Genomic DNA, 21,094 nt, shown 5'->3' on the forward strand with positions numbered 1-21,094 from the left:
TTACTGTGAGCTTATGGACGTTAATTTATCACTAACCTTAACAATCGCACTGCCAGTATTGATTTCCCGTTTCCGTTAAAGGCGGACGACAAGGAATACGGCTATTTGCGCCGCCAGCGATGTTTGGTGTTTGCTCTTGAGGCAAGCTTTGTTGTTTATCTAATTGTTTTAATGCTGTTTTTTTAAATTTCAATTTCATTTTCTTATCCTTGAGTTATTTTAATTAATTTATAAGTAGTATTGTTGAAGGTTGATAGTCCTGAGAATAAGATTCTCCACATCATCAGACTAGCCTAAAACACGGTCAAATTAGCACTGCCAGCTACTTGAGGCGTTTGCTGTAAAGATAGGTTTTGATTTTTTATCTAGTTGCTGAAACGCTGGTTTTTTTAATTTTAGTTTCATTATCATTTCCTTGAAATAGTTGTTTAGCGATCAAAACTTCCTAATAACTAATTCTTAAGCTGCCATGAAAAAATTAAAAATTCAACATTATTAACAATTAAATTAAATTTGAAATTCATTCCGCCTTAGGAATATCCCTTAACCATATGTTAAATAATGCCTTTTAACCAAAACCCAAAAAACACATCGTCAAAAACAAACAAAAAACGACACTAGATTAATAAACATGCAACCTAATGGCACAAACTTACCTCGGCTAGGCATCTTGTTGCTTATCCATAAAATCAGCCATTCGTGCAAGTAATTCGGTTTCTGTGAGATCTTCTTTATGCGTGCCAATCGTCCAGACATGACCAAATGGGTCTCGTAGCGTTCCTGCCCTATCACCATAAAACTGATCACAAACGGGCGTGACTTGTTGCGCACCCATTTCAATTGCCCCTGCAAACACAGTGTCCACATCGTCAACATACAACATCAAGCTAACTGGCGTGCCACCAAGCTCTTTGGGATCTTTAAAGTGTACATCAGGGCACATATCTGAAAGCATCACATAAGAGTTACCAATCAGCAGCTCCGCATGTGCTACTCCTCCATCTGGCATAGGTAACTGAAGCTTTACGCTAGCACCAAAAGCGGCTCGGTAGAACTCGATGGCTTTTGCTGCACCAGCCACAATGAGGTAAGGCGTGAGTGAATGATAACCGGGAGGAATTGAAGAAGTCGCCATGATATGGATCCTATAAAGTCCGTTAAATTCCCTCTAAACCTAGCCGATTATTTGAAATATGCGAATTAAAATTACGATACTCATGTTGTTACGACGATAAGACATACTCACTACTAGCATGTTGATTAACGAATTATTTACCTATATGCTAATTTTGTTTTGTTCATAAAACACACAACAACATGTAAGGGATCAGTATGAAACCAACTTCTATATTACGATTGGCTTGGACGAGCGGTGCTCTCATCCTCGCAAGCCAAGCAAACGCCTACGACTGTAGTAATTTAAGCCCTTGGTCTGAACAACAAGTCTACAGACAAGGGGATGTTACACAGTCCCAAAACCAAGCATATGAAGCTAAGTGGTACAGTCAAAACAACAACCCAGCAGGACACTCCGGCCCTTATGATGTCTGGCGGTCACTGGGAGCTTGCGCAACGGGCTCAGGTCAAGCCCCGAGTGTCGTACTCACCAACCCAAATGATGGCGCTGTGCTGGGCGAAAATGACAGCGCTGTTTTTTCAGCTAATGCCAATGATGTCGATGGTGATCTGGCTTATGTCGAATTCTTAGTGAATGGGCAAGTCATCGCAACGGACAATACCGCGCCATTTCAAACCACTTGGAACGCTGTACTTGGCGAATATAATATCAGTGCAATTGCCACTGATGCCCAAGGGCTAACCGGAAGTTCGCAATCAGCACGGATCACAGTAAAATCGAGCGGGGAAAATTTACCACCGAACGTATCCATTGTAACACCAGCCAACGGCCAGCAGTTCTATCAAGGGGATATGGTAGGGATCAGCATCACAGCCGAAGATAGCGACGGTACCATTGCGGACGTAGAAATTAGCCTGAACAACCAGCTTGTCGCGGATCTAACCACCCCGCCTTTTCAGTTTGAGTTTAAAGCGGGGAAAATTGGCGTAAACCAAATAAATGTAAAAGCGACAGACAACCAAGGCTTAGTGAGCGAGGCAAACCTTGCCATCGACGTGTTAACAAAGGTAGGCGGTGGCTGCCAAGGCCTTAGAGCATACAGCGTTGGACAAAATTATCAGGTCGGTGAACTGGTCGCTCATAATAATCATAAATATCGCTGTGATATTGCTGGTTGGTGTAGCTCAAACGCGCAATGGGCATACGAGCCAGGTGCAGGCCAATATTGGACAGATGCATGGAGCGATTTAGGGATCTGCGCAATCGCGCCAACCGTAACGTTCGAAAGCCCGTCCAACAATGGTACTGTTTTGGTCAATACGCCCACCACTATCTCTGTCAGTGCTCAAGATACAGACGGCAGTATTGCTACACTGTCACTCTATGCCGACAGCACACTGCTTGCCACAGCCAATCAAGGAACGCTTAGTCACAGCTGGACACCGACAACCCTCAAACCTGTGAGCTTAAAAGCCGTTGCGGTCGATAACGAAAGTAATCAAAGCGAGCAAACAATTACAGTGAATGTAACTGATAAACCGATTGCCGTTGATTTACTTGCCCCCACTAGTGGCAGCCAAATTACCCTGGGTAATTCCACTCAATTGATTGCACAGGCATCCTCTTTTGTTGGACAAATCACACAAGTACAGTTTTATGCTGATGGCGTGTTACTCAATACAGACACAACGCCACCCTACGAATATAGTTATGCACCGGCCTCAATCGGTACAAAAACACTTTATGCCACGGCCTTCAACGACAATAATGATCAGGTATCCAGCAACGGCGTGACAGTTCAAGTCATCGACAAACCCATCGGTAAAAAGCACAAACTGATTGGCTATTGGCATAACTTTGTCAATCCAGCAGGTTGCCCTATTCCACTTGATCAGATGTCTACTGCTTGGGACATCATCGATATTGCCTTTGCTGAAAATGATAGAAATTCGAATGGTACAGTGCACTTCACACCATTTGAAAAAGACATTCGCTCTAACTGCCCGCCTATCGACCCAGTAAAATTCAAATCCGACATGCAGGCACTACAAGCGCAAGGTAAAGTTTTTGTGCTAAGCCTTGGTGGTGCAGAAGGCACAATTACCCTCAATACGGATTCCGATGAAGCCGCATTTGTCAGCAGCCTCACCGATATTATTCAACAATGGGGATTTGACGGGCTCGATATTGATTTAGAGAGTGGCTCGAACCTTGTGCATGGCTCTCAGATCCAAGCTCGGCTGCCTAGAGCATTAAAGCAAATTGAACAAAATATTGGTGGCAATATGGTACTTACCATGGCCCCTGAGCATCCCTATGTGCATGGTGGCATGATTGCCTATTCAGGTATTTGGGGCGCTTATATTCCACTTATAAATGAGCTACGTGATACATTAGATTTACTTCACGTACAGCTATACAACAATGGGGGCCTACCTAATCCATATGAACCGGGAAGTGCTCCTGAGGGTTCAGTAAACATGATGGTTGCCCATGCAAAAATGTTGATTGAGGGATTTGATCTTGCTGATGGCACCCGCTTCCAGCCACTTAGGGATGACCAAGTAGCCATCGGTCTACCTTCTGGTCCACAGTCGGCAAATTCAGGCCAAGCGCCTATCGGCAATATCATCAATGCCTTAGATTGTTTAACCAAAGGTACAGGATGTGGCACTATCCAGCCTAGCAAGGCTTATCCGAACTTTGGTGGCGTGATGACATGGTCGATTAACTGGGATAAGTACGATGGCTATAACTTCTCTCAACCCATTGGCGATAAATTAACGCAGATGAATCAAGGAAATTAAAACTACATTGGCCTGAGCTTGGTAAGTATGGCAAACGTTATTCTGAGCTCAGGTTGATTAATCAATAAAATACAAAAAATAAAGGCAGGTACAGCCCAGATCCTGCTTACTTGATTGCTAACAATTTTCAGTCGTGTAGTTGTCACATCTAGCGCTTGTACAAAGTGCCGTGGTAATTAAATCACACTCTCTAGTCGTGGTTTCACAACCAATCGTGCCAGGCCTCGTTGTATAGCCACCTGCCACATTAGGCGTCGCAGCATAATCAAGTGTTTGGCTGTTTTTAGATAAAGACTTTAATTTTTTAACCGTTAATTTCATTGGTAATCCTTTTTTGTTTTATTGATAAACTCAGGAACTAGTGCGTAATAATTTAGTCCTGAATTTAAGTTGTATCAACTGAACAAAAAACACTCAACCCAAATAAAGCAACAATTCAATCATTCGCGTGTTATCACTGTATTTTTGCCAGAACCACACTGAATAACCCTATAACTTAGGCTATGTCGTAATCAGCCAACGACATAAGAAAACACGGTTGATAAACAGCCAACAGCTTTTTGCTTGGAAATAAACTATTTCTCCCCTACTATTAGAGCGTTACACGCAAATTCATAATGAATCCCAAGGTCGATATGAAATCTTTTCCATCGCTTTATTTAACGAATCTATTCTTAGTCGGTGGGACAGGCCTGCTGACCACTTACTTAGCGCTTTATTTAGGCCAGCACGGCGTCAGCACGTTTTGGATCGGCTTGCTTACCTCATTTTATTACTTGGGTTTGTTGCTCGGTGCCAAATTAGGCTACCACCTGATCAAATCCGTTGGCCATATTCGCGCGTTTGCGGCAAGCACAGCAGCAGTGACGGCCTGCGTAGCAATACATGGGGTGAGTGACAATATCTATCTTTGGCTTGGACTACGACTTGTGGTGGGTCTGGGCATGATGTGTAACTTTATGGTGCTCGAAAGCTGGCTGAATGAACAAGCGGCACCTGAGCAGCGCGGACGGGTATTCTCTTTTTACATGCTCACCTCCTACCTTGGTATGGTAACAGGGCAGTTTGCGCTATCTAACTTTCCAGAGCTTGGCTATGCCCCGCTGTTTTTAATTGTTGTTGCCTTATCCTTTGGAATTATCCCCATTTCAACGACGAGGCGGATCCACCCGAAGCCACTTAAGCCCATTCAAGTCAGTTTGTTTACCTACTTCAAAAAAGTGCCTCAGTCTCTCACCGCGGTCTGTTTTGCCGGAGTGATTAATGGTAGTTTTTATGGCCTTGCCCCGACTTTTGCCAGCCAATCAGGATTTAATGCCGAAGAAATTGCCATGTATATGTCGGTAACGATTTTTGCAGGTTTGCTTGCACAGTGGCCGATGGGCATTATCTCTGACCGAGTTCGCAGAAGTATCTTACTGCGCAGTAATGCTGTTTTTATCGGTTTGATTTCTCTTTGTATATTTTTACTGCCACTGAGCCCAAGCTACAGTCTTTGGCTGACTTTTGGCTTTGGGTTATTTGCATTTACCATGTATCCACTTTCTTCGGCACTAGCAAACTCCCGTGTTGATGATGAAGACCGTGTTGGCGTTTCTTCTGCACTGCTGGTGGCGTTTGGGGGAGGTGCCTGTGTTGGCTCGGCCGCTATTGCACAGATCATGTCCCATTTTGGTCATCAAGCCCTATACGCTTCGTTAAGCGCACTAACCGTTGTTATGTTCTTACTCCTTCACTTTATCAACGCTAGACAAAAAGCCGAGCAGCCAGAGCCTAGCGACTATGTGGCTGCGACTTCTGATATTACCAGCTCACCGCTCGCTGCCACCATGGACCCGCGTATCGAGGAAAAAACAGCACATGAGCAGCTACTTGTCATTGACGAAGACGCACCTCGCGATAACGACGATGAACTCGACGACTATGAGCAAAATAGTGAGCCAACCGAGGAGCTGGACGAAACGACTAACAAACCTCAGCCATAGTCCGGCTAATAAATGCTCGTAACCAACGAAGTGCAGGATATTGATGCTGCACTTCGTGCCACACCATAGCGACGTCAAAAGCACAGTCAGGTATCGGATTTTCAACGAGGGTAAAATCTGCTCCGAGCTTTGACGCCTGACGAGCCGGAATAAGTGCAACCAACTCGGTATTTTTCACCAGTTCCGGCACCAATAAGAATGAAGGAACTGACGTCATCACCTGCCTCGATACACCATATTGCTGCAAGATTGAATCAATGAATGTTGAGGTGCTATTTCCTTCAAAAGACACCACAATATGCTCAAGCTTCACATAATCTGCAATTGTCATTTCTGACATTAGCTGTGGATGGTGCTTTCTGCCAATCAAGACATACTTCTCTTGATATAAGGTTTTAAATCTTAACGAATCAGGTCCGCATTCCGGCGACATTAATGCCAAGTCAAGTTCTGAGTGTTGTAGCTGGGCTGCAAGCGTTGCTATTTTTAAGTGGCAAAGCACCACCTTGATATTGGGCGCAGCGATTTTTAAACGCCGTATCACCTCTGTCATCACCACTAACTGTAAATAGTCGGTACATGCCACTTTAAAGGTTAAATTGGCCGTTTCAGGGATAAAGTCTTGATGCTCTACTAACACATTACTCACTAACTTCATCGCAGCGCGAAGTTCCGGCAGCAAAGCAAGCACTATAGCAGTTGGTAGCATGCCTTTATGAATAGGGACTAATAACTGATCATCAAATAGTCCACGCAGCCGACTTAGCTGAGTACTTACCGCTGGCTGAGGTTCAGCCTATCTGCCGCTTTGGTCACATTGCACTCTTCCAGTAACACCACCAAAGTCTGAAGCAGGTTTAAGTCCACCTTTTTGCTATCCATTTAATTTATACCTAGGGTAAAAATATTAAATTTCATTTATAACAAGATTACAGAGATAGTAACAACTCCTTTTCGTTACAGAGCACTTATCATGACCAAATCCGCACTAGTGGTATCGGCACATCCAGAGCCGACTTCCTTAACCCAGACACTCGCCAAAACAAGTGTCGAAGCCTTAACACGTATGGGCTTGCAAGTTCAAACTTCAGATCTATACCAAATGGACTGGAAGGCTGTGGTTGACGCAACCGACTTCCCGCAAGATGACTCACAAGCACCACTTGCGATTATTGCAGCGTCTGGCAAGGCATATCACTCAAACACCCTAACCGAAGATGTTATTCAAGAGCAGCAAAAATTGCTGGCTGCCGATTTGGTTATTTTTCATTTTCCGCTTTGGTGGTACAGCGTGCCTGCCATACTTAAAGGCTGGTTCGATAGAGTCTATGCCTATGGCTTTGCTTACGGCTATCAAAACAAAGGGAACCAATTGCGCTACGGCGAGGGAGTTTTACAGGGAAAACGAGCGTTAATTTGTGTAACCACAGGTGGTGGATACGAGGATTACTCTCCTTTAGGGATAAACGGCACAATGGACGAATTACTATTTCCGATCACGCACGGGACTTTGTTTTTCCCAGGTATGGACGTTCTACAAAACCATGTTATTTTCGACGCAAAAGGCGAGCCTAATCAACGTATAGCTGATGAAATCGCTAATTGGTCAGAGCGCTTAGCACACGTATTTAGTGAACAGCCAATCCCCTATCGAAAGCAAAATAGTGGCGATTACATCAACGGCCAAGTACTAAAAGCCGAAGTCGCCATGGGAAAATCGGGTATTGCTGCACATATTGCTTAATCAAGGTGTTATCAGCTATGTTTATAGGATGTAGCTGATGACTGATGAGTATTGTGATTTGCAAAACACTTGGATTGCCTGTGGTGGCGTTATGCTGCTCACGGCTTGTACCATAGCCAATAGCTGTGAGCTTGCTGTGCTTGATGGTAGTGTCGTGCTCAATTCCTCAAAGATACAGCCTAAATGTCGTTTTAAACAAGATCAAACCGGCCAGTTGTCTGCTGCGGCTAAGTTCACCTCCGTGCTAACTCATCAAGCGCCAAATTCTAAAATAAAGCGGCTATCACAGGAGCACGCTCAGCAATCATGCAACATCGACGCGACCCAAGGCAGTTTGACGTGTACATTTAATGGCAAAAGCGACCGCTTCACGCTGACTAACACCGTTAAACAGGGGAAAATCGCATCAACAAACTGGCAAGATGATGAATATGTTTACCTTGGCTGGGTGACTAATACTGAGGTATTAATGGGCTATATTGCGTTTGGCGCGCTTAACACCCACAGCGCCCCCTTTTTCATTCCCGCCTCCCAGTTTTGCCAATATGGTCTAAGCTCGCATATTATCGACCTTGGTAAGGGCGACTTATTGTGCCAAAACCACGAGGGGCTTTGGTCTCATAGCCGTTTACTGCCCCTACCACAACCCTGCCAACAACCACAACAAATGATCCAAGATAAAGGTGGGATTTGGGCGCTGGAGTTTATCGAAAGTAGCTATCAATGGCGGATCTGCAGATACAACGATAACGCAGGTAGCCTATTAGCCGCATACGAATACAGCATAGATTTAAAGGCAACGCTGGCTCGGTATGACTTACAACCCAGTGATTACACCCAACTTACTTTTTTATCCAATGGCGATACTAACGCTATCGCGAATGCGGTGGAAATAGATAACGTCTTTCCTGTCAGTGATATTACGCCAGAGCTTGACCCACAAACGATAGAGCTGCCTATTCAGCAGCTACAATACAAACTGACTAAGCTAGATTAATCGCCACTCACTCTTGTGCTTCACGTAGCACTTGCGTTTGGCTATTTTGCTTTCTAAATTGGTTTGGCGTGGTTCCCGTAGCGATTTTAAATGCTCTAGTAAATGGTCCAACCGACGCGAAACCACTTTCCAGGCCAACGACAAGTACTGGCCAATGCTGTTTAGCAGGGTCTTGTAACAGCACTTTGGCATGCTCAACCCTCAACTCATTGACCAATTGGCTAAAGTTTCGCGCTTGCAGGTTTTGCCGTATCACTCGGCTTATTTTGTATTCAGGTTCATTAAATTGCTGAGCTAAGTCAGCGACTTTTAACCCTTCTTTGAGAAAGCCTTTTTGCTTAATAAGAAAGTGTTCCACCTGTTGCTGGAGCGCAATATCATCCTCGGTTTGTGTTGGTTCATTTGATTCAACGCACCTAACGGATGTAATTGTACGTTGAGATGAAAATCGCCAATACAGTAACACTTGCGCCGTCAATATAATGAGGATGGCTGCGCTTGTCACTGCCCATTCTTGAACCTCACGATTGTCGGCAAAGCGATTTTCGATTAGTTTAGTGCCTGCGACGCAAATAAAATAAGCGGATAAGAATAGCACCCTTTGTGCTTTTTCTTGCCCTTGAGACTGTGAGAATCCTCGGCACCCTTCCCAAAATGCCAGCATGAGTACACTAGATGACAACAACAAGGTAAGCTCATACGCCGCAATGTTAAGCCACTCAACAAATCCGCGAGCGTTCATGTGTAATTGACTATCGATAAACAAATAGCCTTGTCGCCACACGACTAAGGCAGCAATGGCGATTGCAAACACAACATGCCTTTTTAAAACGGCATGTTTTTCTCTAAATAGTGCCCGAGCAAGCAACCAAAACCCATTACAGGTCACACAAGCACCCATGCCAATTAAATACTGATATCCATTTAAGGAGTCCTGAGTCAACTTTTTGGTCGTGGCCAATGCTATCGAGCCGCACACTAAAGCAAAGAGTAAATGTGCTGCTTTTTTCTCTTTTACAAAAAGCTGAGCAACAACCAAAGTGCAACATAGGCTAAGCAAAAGTAGGTAATAGTTTTCAATAGTCATGATGATTGAAGGAATATTGATAGACACAGAAACTCTAACAGCCACACCAAAAGCATTCAAATTAACTTTGTAAGCAAACTTAACACCATCATTTTTTAAATTCGGCCTACTTTCTTTGCTTTGATTTTCAAAATCAAAGCGACGAGATAGCAAAACCTTGTCATTTTATATATCAAGTTTATTGATTTATAAGGATAAGTATTTTGTCTTCCCTCAACCTAACCAAAACAACTGGGCTTTTCTTTAGTCCCTTTAGCGTATTGAATGGTGCCGTAAAAAGCTGGATATGTGTCGCACTGCTCGGGCAATGGATGTTTGCTGTTTATATCTTAGGCCTATATGCCATGCCGCTTATCGTGGGATTCACAGAGCAAAGTGCAGCGGTTTCACCGGCGAGTGGACACACAAAAGATGCCAAGGTGTTTTTTAGCCATGTTTTACCCGCTGTGATTTTGGCCACCAGCGGCTTATTACAGCTTATTCCTGCGGTGCGAAAACGCTTTCCACGTTTTCACCGCTACAACGGGCGCGTATTTTTTATTCTCGGTATTTCGGGCGCACTCACAGGCTTATATCTCACTTGGGTAACCGATCTTAGGCTAAGCGATGTTGGTGCCATTGGGATCACACTCAACGGTATATTAATTCCCATTGCGATATTTTTTGCTTGGCGCGCTGCCATACAAAAAAATATCGCCGCACATCAACGTTATGCCGCACATAGTTTTTTCTTGGTTAATGGGGTGTGGACGTTTCGTCTTTATTTGTTTGGTTGGTACATGGTCAACCAAGGCTTCAATGGCAATACCGCAACCTTGGATGGCCCTGTCGATATATTTATTTCGTTTGCCTGCTATCTGCTACCAATGGCACTCGCAGAACTCTACTTTTGGGCAAAACGCCAAACCAAAGCCAGCGCACCGGTGTGGGTAATCGCGGTGATGATGAGCCTAGGTTTTGTGATCACCGCGATTGGTGTCTGTGCGGCCACTATCATGATGTGGTGGCCACGCATTTCAGCCGTCTTTTTTAGTTAAATTACGGTTTAATCAGTTACAAATAATTCGTCAGCGCTGCTATATAACCCGTTCCTTGTCGTTTTGACTCGTGTTAAATTAGCGATGATTTTTAAGCAAGGAACGAGCGGTTATGCAAACTAGGTTAGTTACTCACATTGTTATCGTGGCTATTTTTATATTGCTGTCATTTGGTAGCGCTGTTGCTAATAACTCAGCAGATGCGAACTCGACACTGCAGCTTTCGTCCGCTTATTTTTCGCAAAAAAGAACGGTTCATATCGTCCTGCCACCAAGCTATGAGCAAGGCAATACAAGCTATCCAGTGTTATATCTAACTGATGGTCAGAGCAATCTTGAACATACCGCTTCAGCGGCTCGTTTCTTGGCACAACAACATAAAATACCGGAACTAATCATTGTTGCCATCGAAACCAACGAACACCGCACTCGAGATCTGACCCCATCTTATCGCAAAGGCAGCCTTGCGGTACTGGGACATTTTGCAGGTCCAACACGGCAGCAAAATCCGGGCGGTGCAGAAATGCTACTGCAATTTATCGACAAAGAACTCATCCCTTACGTAGACAAACATTATCGAACATCAGGCTATCGCGCGTTAGCAGGACACTCATTCGGTGGGCTGTTTGCAACCTATGCACTACTTGAAAAACCCGATTTATTTAATGGTGTGATGTTGGCAAGTCCAAGCCTTTGGTGGGATAAAGAGCGATTATTAAATGACTTACTGACAAAAGCGTTAATCAACAAGTGTATCTACATCAGCATAGCAGACGAAAGCGCAATCATAACACAGCCATTTCAACGTCTTAATGATGCTTGGCGAAAACCAAATGGCATTGACTTCAAAGCGCAGCACTTTAGCGGCGAAACCCATACGAGCGTCGTCTACCCAAGCTATTATCATGGTCTGCAGCACCTCTTTAACCATTATCAGCCATCCTTGAAGGTAGCGGCCGCGGGTGTCACTCAGCTGGAAAATCATGTCGCCATCGCTAAGTCGCTATATGGACTCAAGACTTACCCCTACGACGCACTGACTTCGCTCGGGTATGGTGCCCTATTCGAACGTAACTTCACTGCGGCCATCAACCTGTTTAGCTTTGTGAGCCAACACAACTCAGAGTCTCTCAATGCACTGCAGCAATTGGCCACGGCTTATCAGCAAAAAGGAGATAAGCCATCGCTGTTAAAGACCTACCAAACCATGCTTAAGCTTGAAGGGCTAAGTGAAAGCGAACAAAAGCATTTGCTCTCTGAAATCAAAGCATTGCAACACTTACATTAACTGATTTTTTCTAAAGTGATGATACTCACTCAAGGCAAGTGGCACGGAAACCACTGGATTTTGTGAGTGCCCCGCGTCCTCGCTAATGCTGTGTCCCCAACGTACATTGGCAGGCGCATGCTGTTCAAGTGCATCTAATAAACCATGAAATGACCCCGTAATGATGTCATTCTCAGCACCACCAATGGAAAGGTAAATATACTTAGGTTTGCCTTGAATATTGGCTAGGCTTTTTGCGAATGTTTTTGGAAAAAACAAACGCTCCCTTCAACCTTGTGCCTTTTTAAACACTGCCAGCAACTGACTTAGCACCGCCGCAATAATGACACCAATCACCGCACCCAATCCAAGCTTGGCGATAATACTCAAAAGCCAGCTCATTGCAGGGAGCTGTTTTTCGATAGCGTGAACAATTTCTTCAAGTAAGTGGAACTGGTGAGCCAAAATATCAACGCCAACTAAAAGCATTGCCAACACACCGGCGACCGACAAAAACTTCATCAGACCATTGGCAAAATAAAGCAGCCCCTTACCCACTCCACGTTTTATCGCCGCAAGTGTAGTCTTACCTGCATCCTTAATCATGGCTAAACCAATATCATCAAGCTTAACAATCAGGGCCACAATTCCGTAAACCCCGATTGTCAGCGCAAGTCCAATTAACGAAAGGACTATTGCTTGTTTTTCAAAAGGCTGATCAGCAATCGCCCCCAGCGCAATAATGATAATTTCCGCCGATAGAACAAAGTCGGTAACGATAGCGCCCTTGATTTTGTCTTTTTCAAACTCGACTAAGTCAACACGCTCATCCTCGAGCGCTTTGACAAACTCATCGGTTTCTTGCTGTTGCTCCTGACGGTGAAAAATAGCGTGGAGAATTTTTTCACCACCCTCAAACAGCAAGTACAGCGCCCCTAAAATTAGCATAATGGGGATCATAAACGGCGCAAAATAACTGAAGGCTAAAGCGACCGGCACTAAAATAAACTTGTTCAGCAAGGAGCCTTTAAACACCTTCCATACCACTGCAAGCTCCCGATCTGGTTTGATCCCACCCGATAGTTGCTCTGCGTTGACGGCAAGATCGTCTCCTAACACTGGAGCGGTTTTGGTTGCGGCTAATTTTGTTAGCGCAGCGACATCATCGAGCAAGGCAAGTAAGTTTGCGGATGGCATAGCACACTCCTTTCGTTTAAGTTATTCATTAGGTGCGGTTGTCAAATAACTGCTTATGTAACGCGCATATAGTGCTTGCAAAAATGCCAACGCTCAATAAAAACAAAGTTGAAAAATCAATCGCCCTAAGTGTGTGGCTGTCTATCATACAGCGAACATGATATTGCAGGCATGACTGCTTCAAGACAACTTAAATGTTGTTTTAATTCTCTCGGCTCGGTAATTCTTTTATACCGGATCCAAGGGATTAGAGGCGTAGTGTCGTCCTGCTCTGTAGTTAGATAAGCCTCATACCCTTTTATCCATTCATTCAACAAACCAAATGCATATGCATAAGGTAACAATGCTTCGTACTCCGCTTTTTCGACTCCTTCAGCGAAGCAGTGCTGACTGTTAAGTTTAATGTATTGATAAAATTGCTGAGACTGCAGTACCCAAGCTTTAAATTGCTTGGACGGCCCGATAAATAAAAAGAAAGCCGCAATAAAACCTAGGTAAAAGAAGTGAAAAACCACACTGGTACCATTCACCAGCTCATCATCACCATCAATACACATCCATAATAAGAATAAATAGGTAGGAATATAAATTAACGCACGTACAAGCCACATTTCTCGGCTCTTTTTATCTTCGCTGCGATGTTCTATGAACATCTCTACAATAAGCACCGCAATTAATAATATAGAAGTGCACAATAAAACTACAATTAAACTACCCGCAAACACTTGCCACCCATTGCCAGCACCAAGTCCAATCACAACAAAAGAAGCACCTAACCAAAGTAAAATAGGCACAATAAAAGCAAGAAAGTTTACATTATGCTGCGCTTTTCCCACTTCGGCATGATTCACATAATGGCATATTATTTTTGTGAAAGACGCCCTCCCCTCGTTTCCTTTGTTAATAACAAAGCGGTTTTTTATCACTCGTTTTCGCTTGCGTTTTCCACTCGAGTTTTGCACGTCTTGCTGTTGATAAAAGTAACGTTGCAGCTTACCACTTAACCCAACCACCTCTGACTGGCTCGGCGCTTCGGGGTTTAACTGAATTTGGTGCAGCTTTTTTGGGTCAATATTACTAAATTCATCATTGTTTTTACCCCGTTCGCTAATCGTTAACTGTTTCGCCACTGCAAGCTTTAACACCTCAGCTAACGCGTCTTTTGCTGTTAGCATGCGTTCGATATTTGCAGCAACCAGTTCTCTTACCAAGCAAATCGGTAAATCTGGTGGTTGAGTGGAACAAGGAAGCGCATCGGCAAGTTTTGGCAATGCATGGAGGCGCTTGCGCGTTTGCCACACAGCCAATGCAAATAATATTAAAAACGGCAAAGCAATAAATAACACTCTAAACGGATACCATACTTTGCGGTAAAGGTAATTATCCTTAAATACACCTTTTTCAAACGCGAGTGCGATTTCTCCCTGTGCTTTATCTGCTATCTCAGATTGACTCTCGAATAGGAGCTGATTACGTCCATTAACTATTCCATCGCGTATCAAAAACGCATCATTGTTTAGATGATCGACAAACAATTGGTGTTCCTTGAGCGTCGCAGTTTGAGGGTAGAAAATGGAGACAGTAAGCTTTTTAATTTTCAGATTAACATTAGGAAAGAGTGCATACGTCAATTCGTCCAATGCCGGATAAAATCGCATCCGGTTTTTTGATTGATATCGCACTTCAAATTGCTGAGCTTGCCCTTGCTTTGGAAGCTGCTCTTTGCTTATTACGAGCGTTACTGCACTTCTATCGTAGTTATACTTCAGTGCATAATGCACTTCTTGCTCATCGATTTTTACTGAGTCAATGCTGATATCGCTCAGATAGTGTGTACCATCTGGATATCTCACATCCAGCTCAATTGTTTGCGCGAGCCCCTGCCAATCGAAGTTTCCCCCTTGCAATATGCCTTGCTGAGTAACTTGAAGTGCACCCGTTTTATTAATATCGAGATTAACTTGTAGCTGAGAGAAGTGAGGATCCGCTACCGACGCATCTTTAAATCTTAAATAAGCCAGGGAAGGCGCACTCACGAGCAATAAAATGATTGCCAGCAATCCACCATAAAGCGTGGTAAACCAAAAGCGTTTAGTCATTGTTCAAATCCTTTGAATACAAAGCGCTAAGTCTATATAACTCAGCGCAATTTGCGCAGCAGACTAAAGCAAATAAGGTCTAATTTCAACACTAAAGTTACCGTTAAAGATGCCGCTTTTGGCGAGTAGACCTAGATAATATTTGCACATCACCGATTGGCTTTTTAGCTATACGCACTCCCTTTTAGTGCAACTAACAACCGCCTTAGCGCATAGTAATTGACACCGAAATAGCGCAGTGATCGCTGAGCATTCTCTCTTCAGACATATCCGCAAAAAAATGTACGCTGGGGTCAAATTTTACCGTGTTTGCAAGCTTGTTACTTAGCAATATATGGTCAATCGGAACAGGATAACGTGGGTGACAACCTGTCAGCGTTTTAGTTGCGTTTACCAAAGGTGCAGAAGCATTATTTTGGTGCTTGGTTAACTGCTGCCAAAATTGATTGTCGCCATGGCTTAAACGATGATTGAAGTCGCCCAACACAATGGTGTTGCTATTTGCGCGTTTCTCCAACCAAGACTTAAGTACTGGTAGCTGCTCTGCCAGCAATCGACAAGCTTTTTTATCCGAAGTCGAGAAGTTATCAACAAAACAACCGCTTTTAAGGTGAACATTAAGCACTGAAAGCTCACCAAACTGAGTATCTAAGGTCACAACTAGGCCATGTCGTAGCCCTTCAACATTCACGCTAAGTTCGCTCACGTTATCCACTTTGCTTGGGACAAGGTTATTTCTAATCGCAAACGCGGTTTTCTGCTGTGTGGACAGGTTGCCACTTTCTCTACAATCATACGTCGCGCTATCTGCTCGACTTGAAATCAGTAATTGCCATTCATTGCTTGGAAAGACCTGCTCGAGCGCTTTAACCGATGCGACCTCCTGCAGCGCAATAACATCAGCATTAAGCCCTTTTGCATAATCGCGCAATGCGCTTATCTCCTGCTTGTCACGAGGCCTACACCCTATGCTCGATGGATATGCTAAATGCTCCATGTTCCAAGTCGCAATTTTAAGCGGTGCGGCGGTTACTTGGCTGCTCACCGCAGCGATACCGATATTTGAAGGCTCTGACTGGCATCCTAACAGCGAGAGGCCAAAAATAGTGCTAAATGCAATTAATTTTGTTGTCATAATGAATCCAATCTAGGCGATAAAATCTAACGTCAGTAGTAACCGCTTTTCCCCTGTAACTACTGCTGGTGAGCGATGCACTAAGCCACGACCTTCATTACCGTCCCAACGCTCACCTTTTAATAATGCCACATCCCCACAGGCAAGCGATATTGCGTCTGCTTCAGGAGAAATAGTCAGTTTGTTGCCATCCCTTGATACATGCTGGTTTCTAAGCCACTCGCTGCCAGCGCCTGCGAGTGTAGTCACCAGTCGTACTGGCACTTTATCAACATGAAATTTCGGGCACATTGCAGTCTCGAGCGTTTTTAACCGTAAGCCAACGACGCGAAGCTCAAATAAGCAGCTAAACATATCCACAATTTCAATAATATGCGCCACCATCGTATCGCTAAAATTCAAACGCTTTAATGGCTCACTGACTTCGCAAGTGATCTTGCTAGTCGCAATTTGTAGGGCTAATTCTAGCTCTTTTGCTGTTTCTAAGTAGCGCCCAAACTCTGCTTTCAAAGCAGATGATAATGCATGTTGCCAAATCACAATATTGGTGTTGGGCTCATAAATCTTGGTTAACACGGTGGCATGCTCTGACTGCTGATGATGCAAAGAGTCCACGTCAAACAACGGCTCCATAGGCATAAGGCTATTCATAGTAACTCCAAATAGGGTTTTATTTAGTGAAAATTGCGACGCAGCGCATAGTTTCGAAGATGAGCGTAGGAGATGAGCATAGAGCCAAGCACTGTGAACAAGGTTTCTCCACCTTGTTCACCCAAAAAAGTTGCTAACACCAAGAGTGTGCAGCCCACGAGCCCTAAACTCACGACAAGACACGACTTATGCCGCACATAGCCAAACCCGAGAGCGAATATACTAATGGGTATAACGGCTATTAGTAACCACTGATGAAATACCTCATCAGATAGCGCTAATAGGCCCGCAAAGGGAGGAAGTACAATTAATAAAAAAGGTAATATTAAACAATGGACTATACACAACATAGATAACCCAATTGCTGCCTTGTCTCCAAACGACTGCACTTTTGCGCTCACGCTTTCTCCTTCGTCATGCCTACACCAACTTGATACAATATAACATACCAAACAAAGAAGAGTGAAACATTAAAAGCTGTAAAAATAAAAGGCCGCCGCGCCGTCTCTAAAAAGCGCATAACTGCGAGTGTTTGAAAGAGGGTAGTGACGTTAAGTTTTATCTTCAGAGACAGAAAAGTACAGGAAGTGCCAGATACAAAACTTAACTATTGCCGCGCTAGTCGCTTTTTAGGCTAAGCGAGTGCTTACACATAGCCAAAAAAGCGAGGCAAGTAGATGGTTTCTTTATGCATTAATTTCGACTACCGCAGTATTGGCAGTAACCCAAAAGCCAAGAAGGTACAGGCAATTAGTGATAATAATGACCCAGAACGCACCATAATCTTAACGGTTAATTCTGCAGTGACAGTTGATGAAAATCCAGCTCCAGCGATTGGAAGTGCTATACTTGCACCTGTTACAGATGCCAAAGTTATTCCCAGCCAAATAAGGATAAACCCCAAGGCCGAGCCATAAGCCACAAAGAGTTCTAAAGATAAAGGCAGCTCGACCAACGACCAGATAACACCAAAGATCGCTAGGGCCATTCCACATTGAACAGCAGTTAAGTGAGCGGAAAGCGCCATTCGGGAATTTTTAACCACTGGTATCAACGCACCTTGTATTAAACCGGCAAGAAACAAAGCCATTCCAATAAAGATGAGTCGAGCGCCTATCTGTGTAAGTTCTATCATGATGTGCTCCATGCATGTATAACACTTAGTTTGGCGACGCCACTTACACTCCTGAAGTTATCAATGTAAAGCGATGAGTTTTGTTCCTGATGGCTTCTAAATTTATGAGCGATATTCATTATTAATCTCCGTTGAAAAAAGCATGGTAAACAACGAAGTACTAAAGTTCATTCACCTAGATTCATTTTTTAATTTACTCAATGTTTGGGGAGCGACACCCAGATAAGAGGCCACATGATAAGACTTAACTTGCTTAAATATATAAGGGTATTCATCGAGTAAACGAGCATATCTCTGTGCAGCAGTCTCAGACATGAGAGAAAGGACACGTTTGTATGTTGCAGAATAATAGGTGTTATGTATCCATGTCCGTGCTAATACCTCCCACTTTTTATCGTGCGATAAAAGCTTATCAAGTGCTTCCAGAGGCGCTACATAAAAAACCGAATCTTCAAGAATTTCAAAGTTAAGCATTGACCCTGTTTTTTCATAAAAGCTTACGCTATCGTCCATAAAGTGATTTAAACCATGCTTACTTTTTCCACGAAAATAGAGCTGCCAAGTATGATCTTTGCCATTTATATCACTTAAATATGATCTGGCTAAACCACTTTTAATAAACCATATCTCATTAAACACCTCACCTGCATGATGTACCGTTGTTCCTTTTTTTACGTGTTTAATGTCAAATATTCCGCAAGCATAATCCCATTCATCATCATTGACAGGAATATAATGCTCAATCATTTTTCTAAAATATTTCATAGAACTACAGTTATTTTTTGTTAATTAGGCTGAAAATTAACGGCAAAAATAGTTAGTCATAATTTGTGAGTAACGCACAAAGCCCAATTGAAGTATTTTTATACTTCGCTTCCTCCGCTTTGATGTTAATAGTGAGGGTGTCACTTGTTTTGTGCTTGATCCTTTCTGGCTGAAATGGGCATGTACAATTTGTTAAATCTCATTTTTCGCCGAAGCATGCGCTAGGATGATTCGCCACTTGCCGTTTATTTTTTGCCACACTTCGGAAATGTAGCTCGAGCGAATTATCCTATCTTTACCTATAATTTGGCAAAAACCAGTCACAGTTGTAACTGGACCCAACTGTTGATACTCCATTTGGGAGTTCTGAAAACTGGTAAAGGGTCCAAACCATTTCCCATTTAATTTGCGAGCCGCGATATTTTTGAGCCTAGCCGGGTTAGATTCAACACCTTGCCCAGATACAATAGAAAAATTCTCAGACTCAATTTGCTCAAGTGTAACTGTGTTACCATCCAAATAGGCTTGTAGCCACGCTTCTCTAATCTTTCTTATTTCTTCCATGTTCAAATACTTCTCTCGAAATCTAAAGTCATGCCAAAAGGTTCACAACGCTGGCTAATATTTAGGAGCTAATCAATGTAGGCCAAGCAAGCTCTCACCATCCACCCTTTATTGAAGCATTTTTAAAGTGGGTTGATCACCATTATTCGTTTTATAAACCTACAGTACCTAATAACTATATAGACGGCAAGGTTGGGCCGCTTCTTTGCTAACTAGCCTCTAGATTAAACCCCAATTAACATGATTTTAAAGTCGCATTTAGCGAGAAAAAGTGTGCTAAGAAATCAAGCTTTATTGACTTGGCTATTTATCACAAGGTGTCAAACTTGTGAGCTGCGTTCGATAGGGACTTCACTCCTTGCGTTATTTCGTCTTCGAGGTTGTTGGACAGCCGTGCACTCAATGCCGAAGGTTTTGCAAAATAGTAGCCTTGTAAAAAATCAGCCCCTATTTCCCGAAGGACTTTGGCTTCATGTTGGCTTTCGACCCCTTCAGCAATGACTTCGATACCGTTTTCATGAGCAAGCTGAATTAGGTGAGACACAATGCTCCTTTTGTGTTGATTGATATCAATGTGCCTGACAAGATCCATGTCTATCTTAATATAATCTGGCCTTAGCTGTGCCAACATATTCAAACTCGACCACCCAGAACCAATATCATCTAGTGCAACACCAAAACCACAACTGCGATAGAATGCTAGGATCCCTCTTAAATGATTTACATCGCGAGCTTGGTGCGTCTCAGTTACCTCAAATACAATGTCTTGAGGTTGAAATCCCAGTTCACTAATTGCTGAGGCTGTCGAACGTAAGCAATATGACGGGTCATAAATGCTTGAGGGGTTGAAATTTATAAATATTTTCGAGTTCAGATTCGCTTTAGCGGCATGCTCTACAGCAGACTTTCGTGCAATCAAATCAACAGAAAAGAGCAATCCGCTCTGCTCGGCTAAATTAAAAACGAGGTTTGGCGGCACCATGTTATTTTCATCATCGAACAATCTAAATAGCGCTTCATTAGCAAACACATCTAGGTTTCCCGGTTCTGAATATGCTCTCACTATGGGTTGAAACCAGCTTTGATATGTCTCATTTTCTATCGCAGTTTTTATCCACCGCGCTTGATAACGGCGGACGAAAGTTTCAACACTGGCCACTCGACTAATTGCATTGATATCTGGTTGGCCTTCTTGTGCCATGGTTGTCATTTTAGATTGGCCAAATTCTGGACCAGCTAAACAGCCACCAATGTTATGTAAAAACGTAGAAAGTCCATCTTTATGCACTTGAACCATAATGCATCGATTTGCAACCAACTCTGGGTCTAGTGCCATCTCGGTGCACATTTGCAGCAAATTTTGTTCTGCATTACCTGTCGGTAGGAAAAACCAAAAGTAAGTTGTCTCAAAAAAATATGATTCAATTGCTTCACAATCTGCGCACCACATATCACCCTCCGCACTTAACGTATTTTGCTTTTTACGAAATGCCCCAACAGTTCGCTCACAAAGAGTGAACTTAATTATAGAAGATGTCGTATTGTT

General features: G+C 43.3%; 21 protein-coding genes. 6 read left to right on the plus strand and 15 right to left on the minus strand.

Features of this window, described 5'->3' with window-relative positions; all coding sequences use genetic code 11:
- Positions 1-37: 37 nt before the first annotated feature.
- A complete protein-coding gene (locus CWC03_RS23470; RefSeq protein WP_162836400.1) occupies positions 38-199 on the minus strand; it encodes a hypothetical protein in 162 nt (53 codons plus the stop codon).
- A gap of 462 nt (positions 200-661) precedes the next feature.
- The gene (locus CWC03_RS10980) at positions 662-1,135 is read right to left on the minus strand and encodes a VOC family protein (RefSeq protein ID WP_138581965.1); all 474 of its coding nucleotides are present in this window, start codon (positions 1,133-1,135) and stop codon (positions 662-664) included.
- A gap of 197 nt (positions 1,136-1,332) precedes the next feature.
- On the opposite strand from CWC03_RS10980, the gene CWC03_RS10985 reads away from it, so the two are divergent.
- Positions 1,333-3,885, plus strand: a complete 2,553-nt coding sequence (locus CWC03_RS10985; RefSeq protein WP_138581966.1) for an Ig-like domain-containing protein — start codon at positions 1,333-1,335, stop codon at positions 3,883-3,885.
- A gap of 117 nt (positions 3,886-4,002) precedes the next feature.
- Here CWC03_RS10985 and CWC03_RS10990 read toward each other — a convergent pair whose 3' ends face one another.
- The gene (locus CWC03_RS10990; protein ID WP_039492149.1) at positions 4,003-4,206 is read right to left on the minus strand and encodes a hypothetical protein; all 204 of its coding nucleotides are present in this window, start codon (positions 4,204-4,206) and stop codon (positions 4,003-4,005) included.
- 314 nt (positions 4,207-4,520) lie between these two features.
- On the opposite strand from CWC03_RS10990, the gene CWC03_RS10995 reads away from it, so the two are divergent.
- Positions 4,521-5,870, plus strand: a complete 1,350-nt coding sequence (locus CWC03_RS10995) for an MFS transporter (protein WP_138581967.1) — start codon at positions 4,521-4,523, stop codon at positions 5,868-5,870.
- Here the strand turns inward: CWC03_RS10995 and CWC03_RS11000 are convergent.
- Entirely contained in the window at positions 5,851-6,579 is a 729-nt protein-coding gene (locus CWC03_RS11000) for a LysR substrate-binding domain-containing protein (RefSeq protein ID WP_249314007.1), read from the minus strand. The genes CWC03_RS10995 and CWC03_RS11000 overlap by 20 nt on opposite strands.
- A gap of 264 nt (positions 6,580-6,843) precedes the next feature.
- Here CWC03_RS11000 and CWC03_RS11005 point away from each other — a divergent pair, with 264 nt between their 5' ends.
- Both CWC03_RS11005 and CWC03_RS11010 read left to right on the plus strand, forming a co-directional pair.
- Positions 6,844-7,614 (plus strand): NAD(P)H-dependent oxidoreductase, encoded by a 771-nt coding sequence (locus CWC03_RS11005; RefSeq protein WP_138581968.1) that lies wholly within the window; start codon positions 6,844-6,846, stop codon positions 7,612-7,614.
- A 37-nt stretch (positions 7,615-7,651) separates the two neighbouring features.
- Positions 7,652-8,611 (plus strand): hypothetical protein, encoded by a 960-nt coding sequence (locus CWC03_RS11010; protein WP_138581969.1) that lies wholly within the window; start codon positions 7,652-7,654, stop codon positions 8,609-8,611.
- A 7-nt stretch (positions 8,612-8,618) separates the two neighbouring features.
- On the opposite strand, the gene CWC03_RS11015 is transcribed toward CWC03_RS11010, so the two are convergent.
- On the minus strand, positions 8,619-9,725 hold the full coding sequence (locus tag CWC03_RS11015) for a helix-turn-helix domain-containing protein (protein ID WP_249314008.1): 1,107 nt from the start codon (positions 9,723-9,725) through the stop codon (positions 8,619-8,621).
- A gap of 176 nt (positions 9,726-9,901) precedes the next feature.
- Between CWC03_RS11015 and CWC03_RS11020 the strand changes: the two genes are divergently transcribed.
- Positions 9,902-10,735 carry a DUF2306 domain-containing protein gene (locus tag CWC03_RS11020; RefSeq protein ID WP_138581970.1) on the plus strand — a complete coding sequence of 278 codons (834 nt, stop codon included), beginning with the start codon at positions 9,902-9,904 and terminating at the stop codon, positions 10,733-10,735.
- Between the two features lie 112 nt (positions 10,736-10,847).
- Entirely contained in the window at positions 10,848-12,023 is a 1,176-nt protein-coding gene (locus CWC03_RS11025; protein WP_138581971.1) for an alpha/beta hydrolase, read from the plus strand.
- Here the strand turns inward: CWC03_RS11025 and CWC03_RS11030 are convergent.
- From CWC03_RS11030 to CWC03_RS11075, 10 genes are all read right to left on the minus strand, one after another.
- Positions 12,015-12,281 (minus strand): hypothetical protein, encoded by a 267-nt coding sequence (locus CWC03_RS11030; protein ID WP_249314009.1) that lies wholly within the window; start codon positions 12,279-12,281, stop codon positions 12,015-12,017. The two genes, CWC03_RS11025 and CWC03_RS11030, sit on opposite strands and share 9 nt — an antisense overlap.
- A gap of 9 nt (positions 12,282-12,290) precedes the next feature.
- Positions 12,291-13,199 carry a DUF808 domain-containing protein gene (locus tag CWC03_RS11035; protein ID WP_138581972.1) on the minus strand — a complete coding sequence of 303 codons (909 nt, stop codon included), beginning with the start codon at positions 13,197-13,199 and terminating at the stop codon, positions 12,291-12,293.
- A gap of 125 nt (positions 13,200-13,324) precedes the next feature.
- On the minus strand, positions 13,325-15,298 hold the full coding sequence (locus CWC03_RS11040) for a DUF2207 domain-containing protein (protein ID WP_138581973.1): 1,974 nt from the start codon (positions 15,296-15,298) through the stop codon (positions 13,325-13,327).
- 205 nt (positions 15,299-15,503) lie between these two features.
- Positions 15,504-16,433, minus strand: coding sequence for an endonuclease/exonuclease/phosphatase family protein (locus CWC03_RS11045; protein ID WP_138581974.1), 930 nt, complete (start codon positions 16,431-16,433; stop codon positions 15,504-15,506).
- 12 nt (positions 16,434-16,445) lie between these two features.
- Positions 16,446-17,084: a DUF1826 domain-containing protein gene (locus CWC03_RS11050; protein ID WP_138522384.1), complete on the minus strand. Its 639-nt coding sequence runs from the start codon at positions 17,082-17,084 to the stop codon at positions 16,446-16,448.
- A gap of 23 nt (positions 17,085-17,107) precedes the next feature.
- Positions 17,108-17,485, minus strand: coding sequence for a MerC domain-containing protein (locus tag CWC03_RS11055; protein WP_128725488.1), 378 nt, complete (start codon positions 17,483-17,485; stop codon positions 17,108-17,110).
- Positions 17,486-17,787: 302 nt separating this feature from the next.
- Positions 17,788-18,219, minus strand: a complete 432-nt coding sequence (locus CWC03_RS11060; protein WP_138522382.1) for a styrene oxide isomerase — start codon at positions 18,217-18,219, stop codon at positions 17,788-17,790.
- A 171-nt stretch (positions 18,220-18,390) separates the two neighbouring features.
- Positions 18,391-18,984: a Crp/Fnr family transcriptional regulator gene (locus CWC03_RS11065; protein WP_138581975.1), complete on the minus strand. Its 594-nt coding sequence runs from the start codon at positions 18,982-18,984 to the stop codon at positions 18,391-18,393.
- Between the two features lie 192 nt (positions 18,985-19,176).
- Complete coding sequence (locus CWC03_RS11070) at positions 19,177-19,548, minus strand: nuclear transport factor 2 family protein (protein ID WP_128725485.1); 372 nt, start codon at positions 19,546-19,548, stop codon at positions 19,177-19,179.
- A 310-nt stretch (positions 19,549-19,858) separates the two neighbouring features.
- The gene (locus CWC03_RS11075) at positions 19,859-20,998 is read right to left on the minus strand and encodes an EAL domain-containing protein (RefSeq protein ID WP_138581976.1); all 1,140 of its coding nucleotides are present in this window, start codon (positions 20,996-20,998) and stop codon (positions 19,859-19,861) included.
- Positions 20,999-21,094 lie beyond the last annotated feature (96 nt).

This window comes from Pseudoalteromonas sp. S2755 (assembly GCF_005886535.1).
Taxonomy (GTDB): Bacteria; Pseudomonadota; Gammaproteobacteria; order Enterobacterales; family Alteromonadaceae; genus Pseudoalteromonas.

Bases quoted from the DNA above. Each gene is read 5' to 3' on its own strand.
- CWC03_RS23470 (WP_162836400.1), bottom strand. From the start codon at position 199: ATGAAATTGAAATTTAAAAAAACAGCATTAAAACAATTAGATAAACAA.
- CWC03_RS10980 (WP_138581965.1), bottom strand. From the start codon at position 1,135: ATGGCGACTTCTTCAATTCCTCCCGGTTATCATTCACTCACGCCTTAC.
- CWC03_RS10985 (WP_138581966.1), top strand. From the start codon at position 1,333: ATGAAACCAACTTCTATATTACGATTGGCTTGGACGAGCGGTGCTCTC.
- CWC03_RS10990 (WP_039492149.1), bottom strand. From the start codon at position 4,206: ATGAAATTAACGGTTAAAAAATTAAAGTCTTTATCTAAAAACAGCCAA.
- CWC03_RS10995 (WP_138581967.1), top strand. From the start codon at position 4,521: ATGAAATCTTTTCCATCGCTTTATTTAACGAATCTATTCTTAGTCGGT.
- CWC03_RS11000 (WP_249314007.1), bottom strand. From the start codon at position 6,579: ATGCTACCAACTGCTATAGTGCTTGCTTTGCTGCCGGAACTTCGCGCT.
- CWC03_RS11005 (WP_138581968.1), top strand. From the start codon at position 6,844: ATGACCAAATCCGCACTAGTGGTATCGGCACATCCAGAGCCGACTTCC.
- CWC03_RS11010 (WP_138581969.1), top strand. From the start codon at position 7,652: ATGACTGATGAGTATTGTGATTTGCAAAACACTTGGATTGCCTGTGGT.
- CWC03_RS11025 (WP_138581971.1), top strand. From the start codon at position 10,848: ATGCAAACTAGGTTAGTTACTCACATTGTTATCGTGGCTATTTTTATA.
- CWC03_RS11035 (WP_138581972.1), bottom strand. From the start codon at position 13,199: ATGCCATCCGCAAACTTACTTGCCTTGCTCGATGATGTCGCTGCGCTA.
- CWC03_RS11040 (WP_138581973.1), bottom strand. From the start codon at position 15,298: ATGACTAAACGCTTTTGGTTTACCACGCTTTATGGTGGATTGCTGGCA.
- CWC03_RS11045 (WP_138581974.1), bottom strand. From the start codon at position 16,433: ATGACAACAAAATTAATTGCATTTAGCACTATTTTTGGCCTCTCGCTG.
- CWC03_RS11050 (WP_138522384.1), bottom strand. From the start codon at position 17,084: ATGAATAGCCTTATGCCTATGGAGCCGTTGTTTGACGTGGACTCTTTG.
- CWC03_RS11060 (WP_138522382.1), bottom strand. From the start codon at position 18,219: ATGATAGAACTTACACAGATAGGCGCTCGACTCATCTTTATTGGAATG.
- CWC03_RS11065 (WP_138581975.1), bottom strand. From the start codon at position 18,984: ATGAAATATTTTAGAAAAATGATTGAGCATTATATTCCTGTCAATGAT.
- CWC03_RS11070 (WP_128725485.1), bottom strand. From the start codon at position 19,548: ATGGAAGAAATAAGAAAGATTAGAGAAGCGTGGCTACAAGCCTATTTG.
- CWC03_RS11075 (WP_138581976.1), bottom strand. From the start codon at position 20,998: ATGTGGTGCGCAGATTGTGAAGCAATTGAATCATATTTTTTTGAGACA.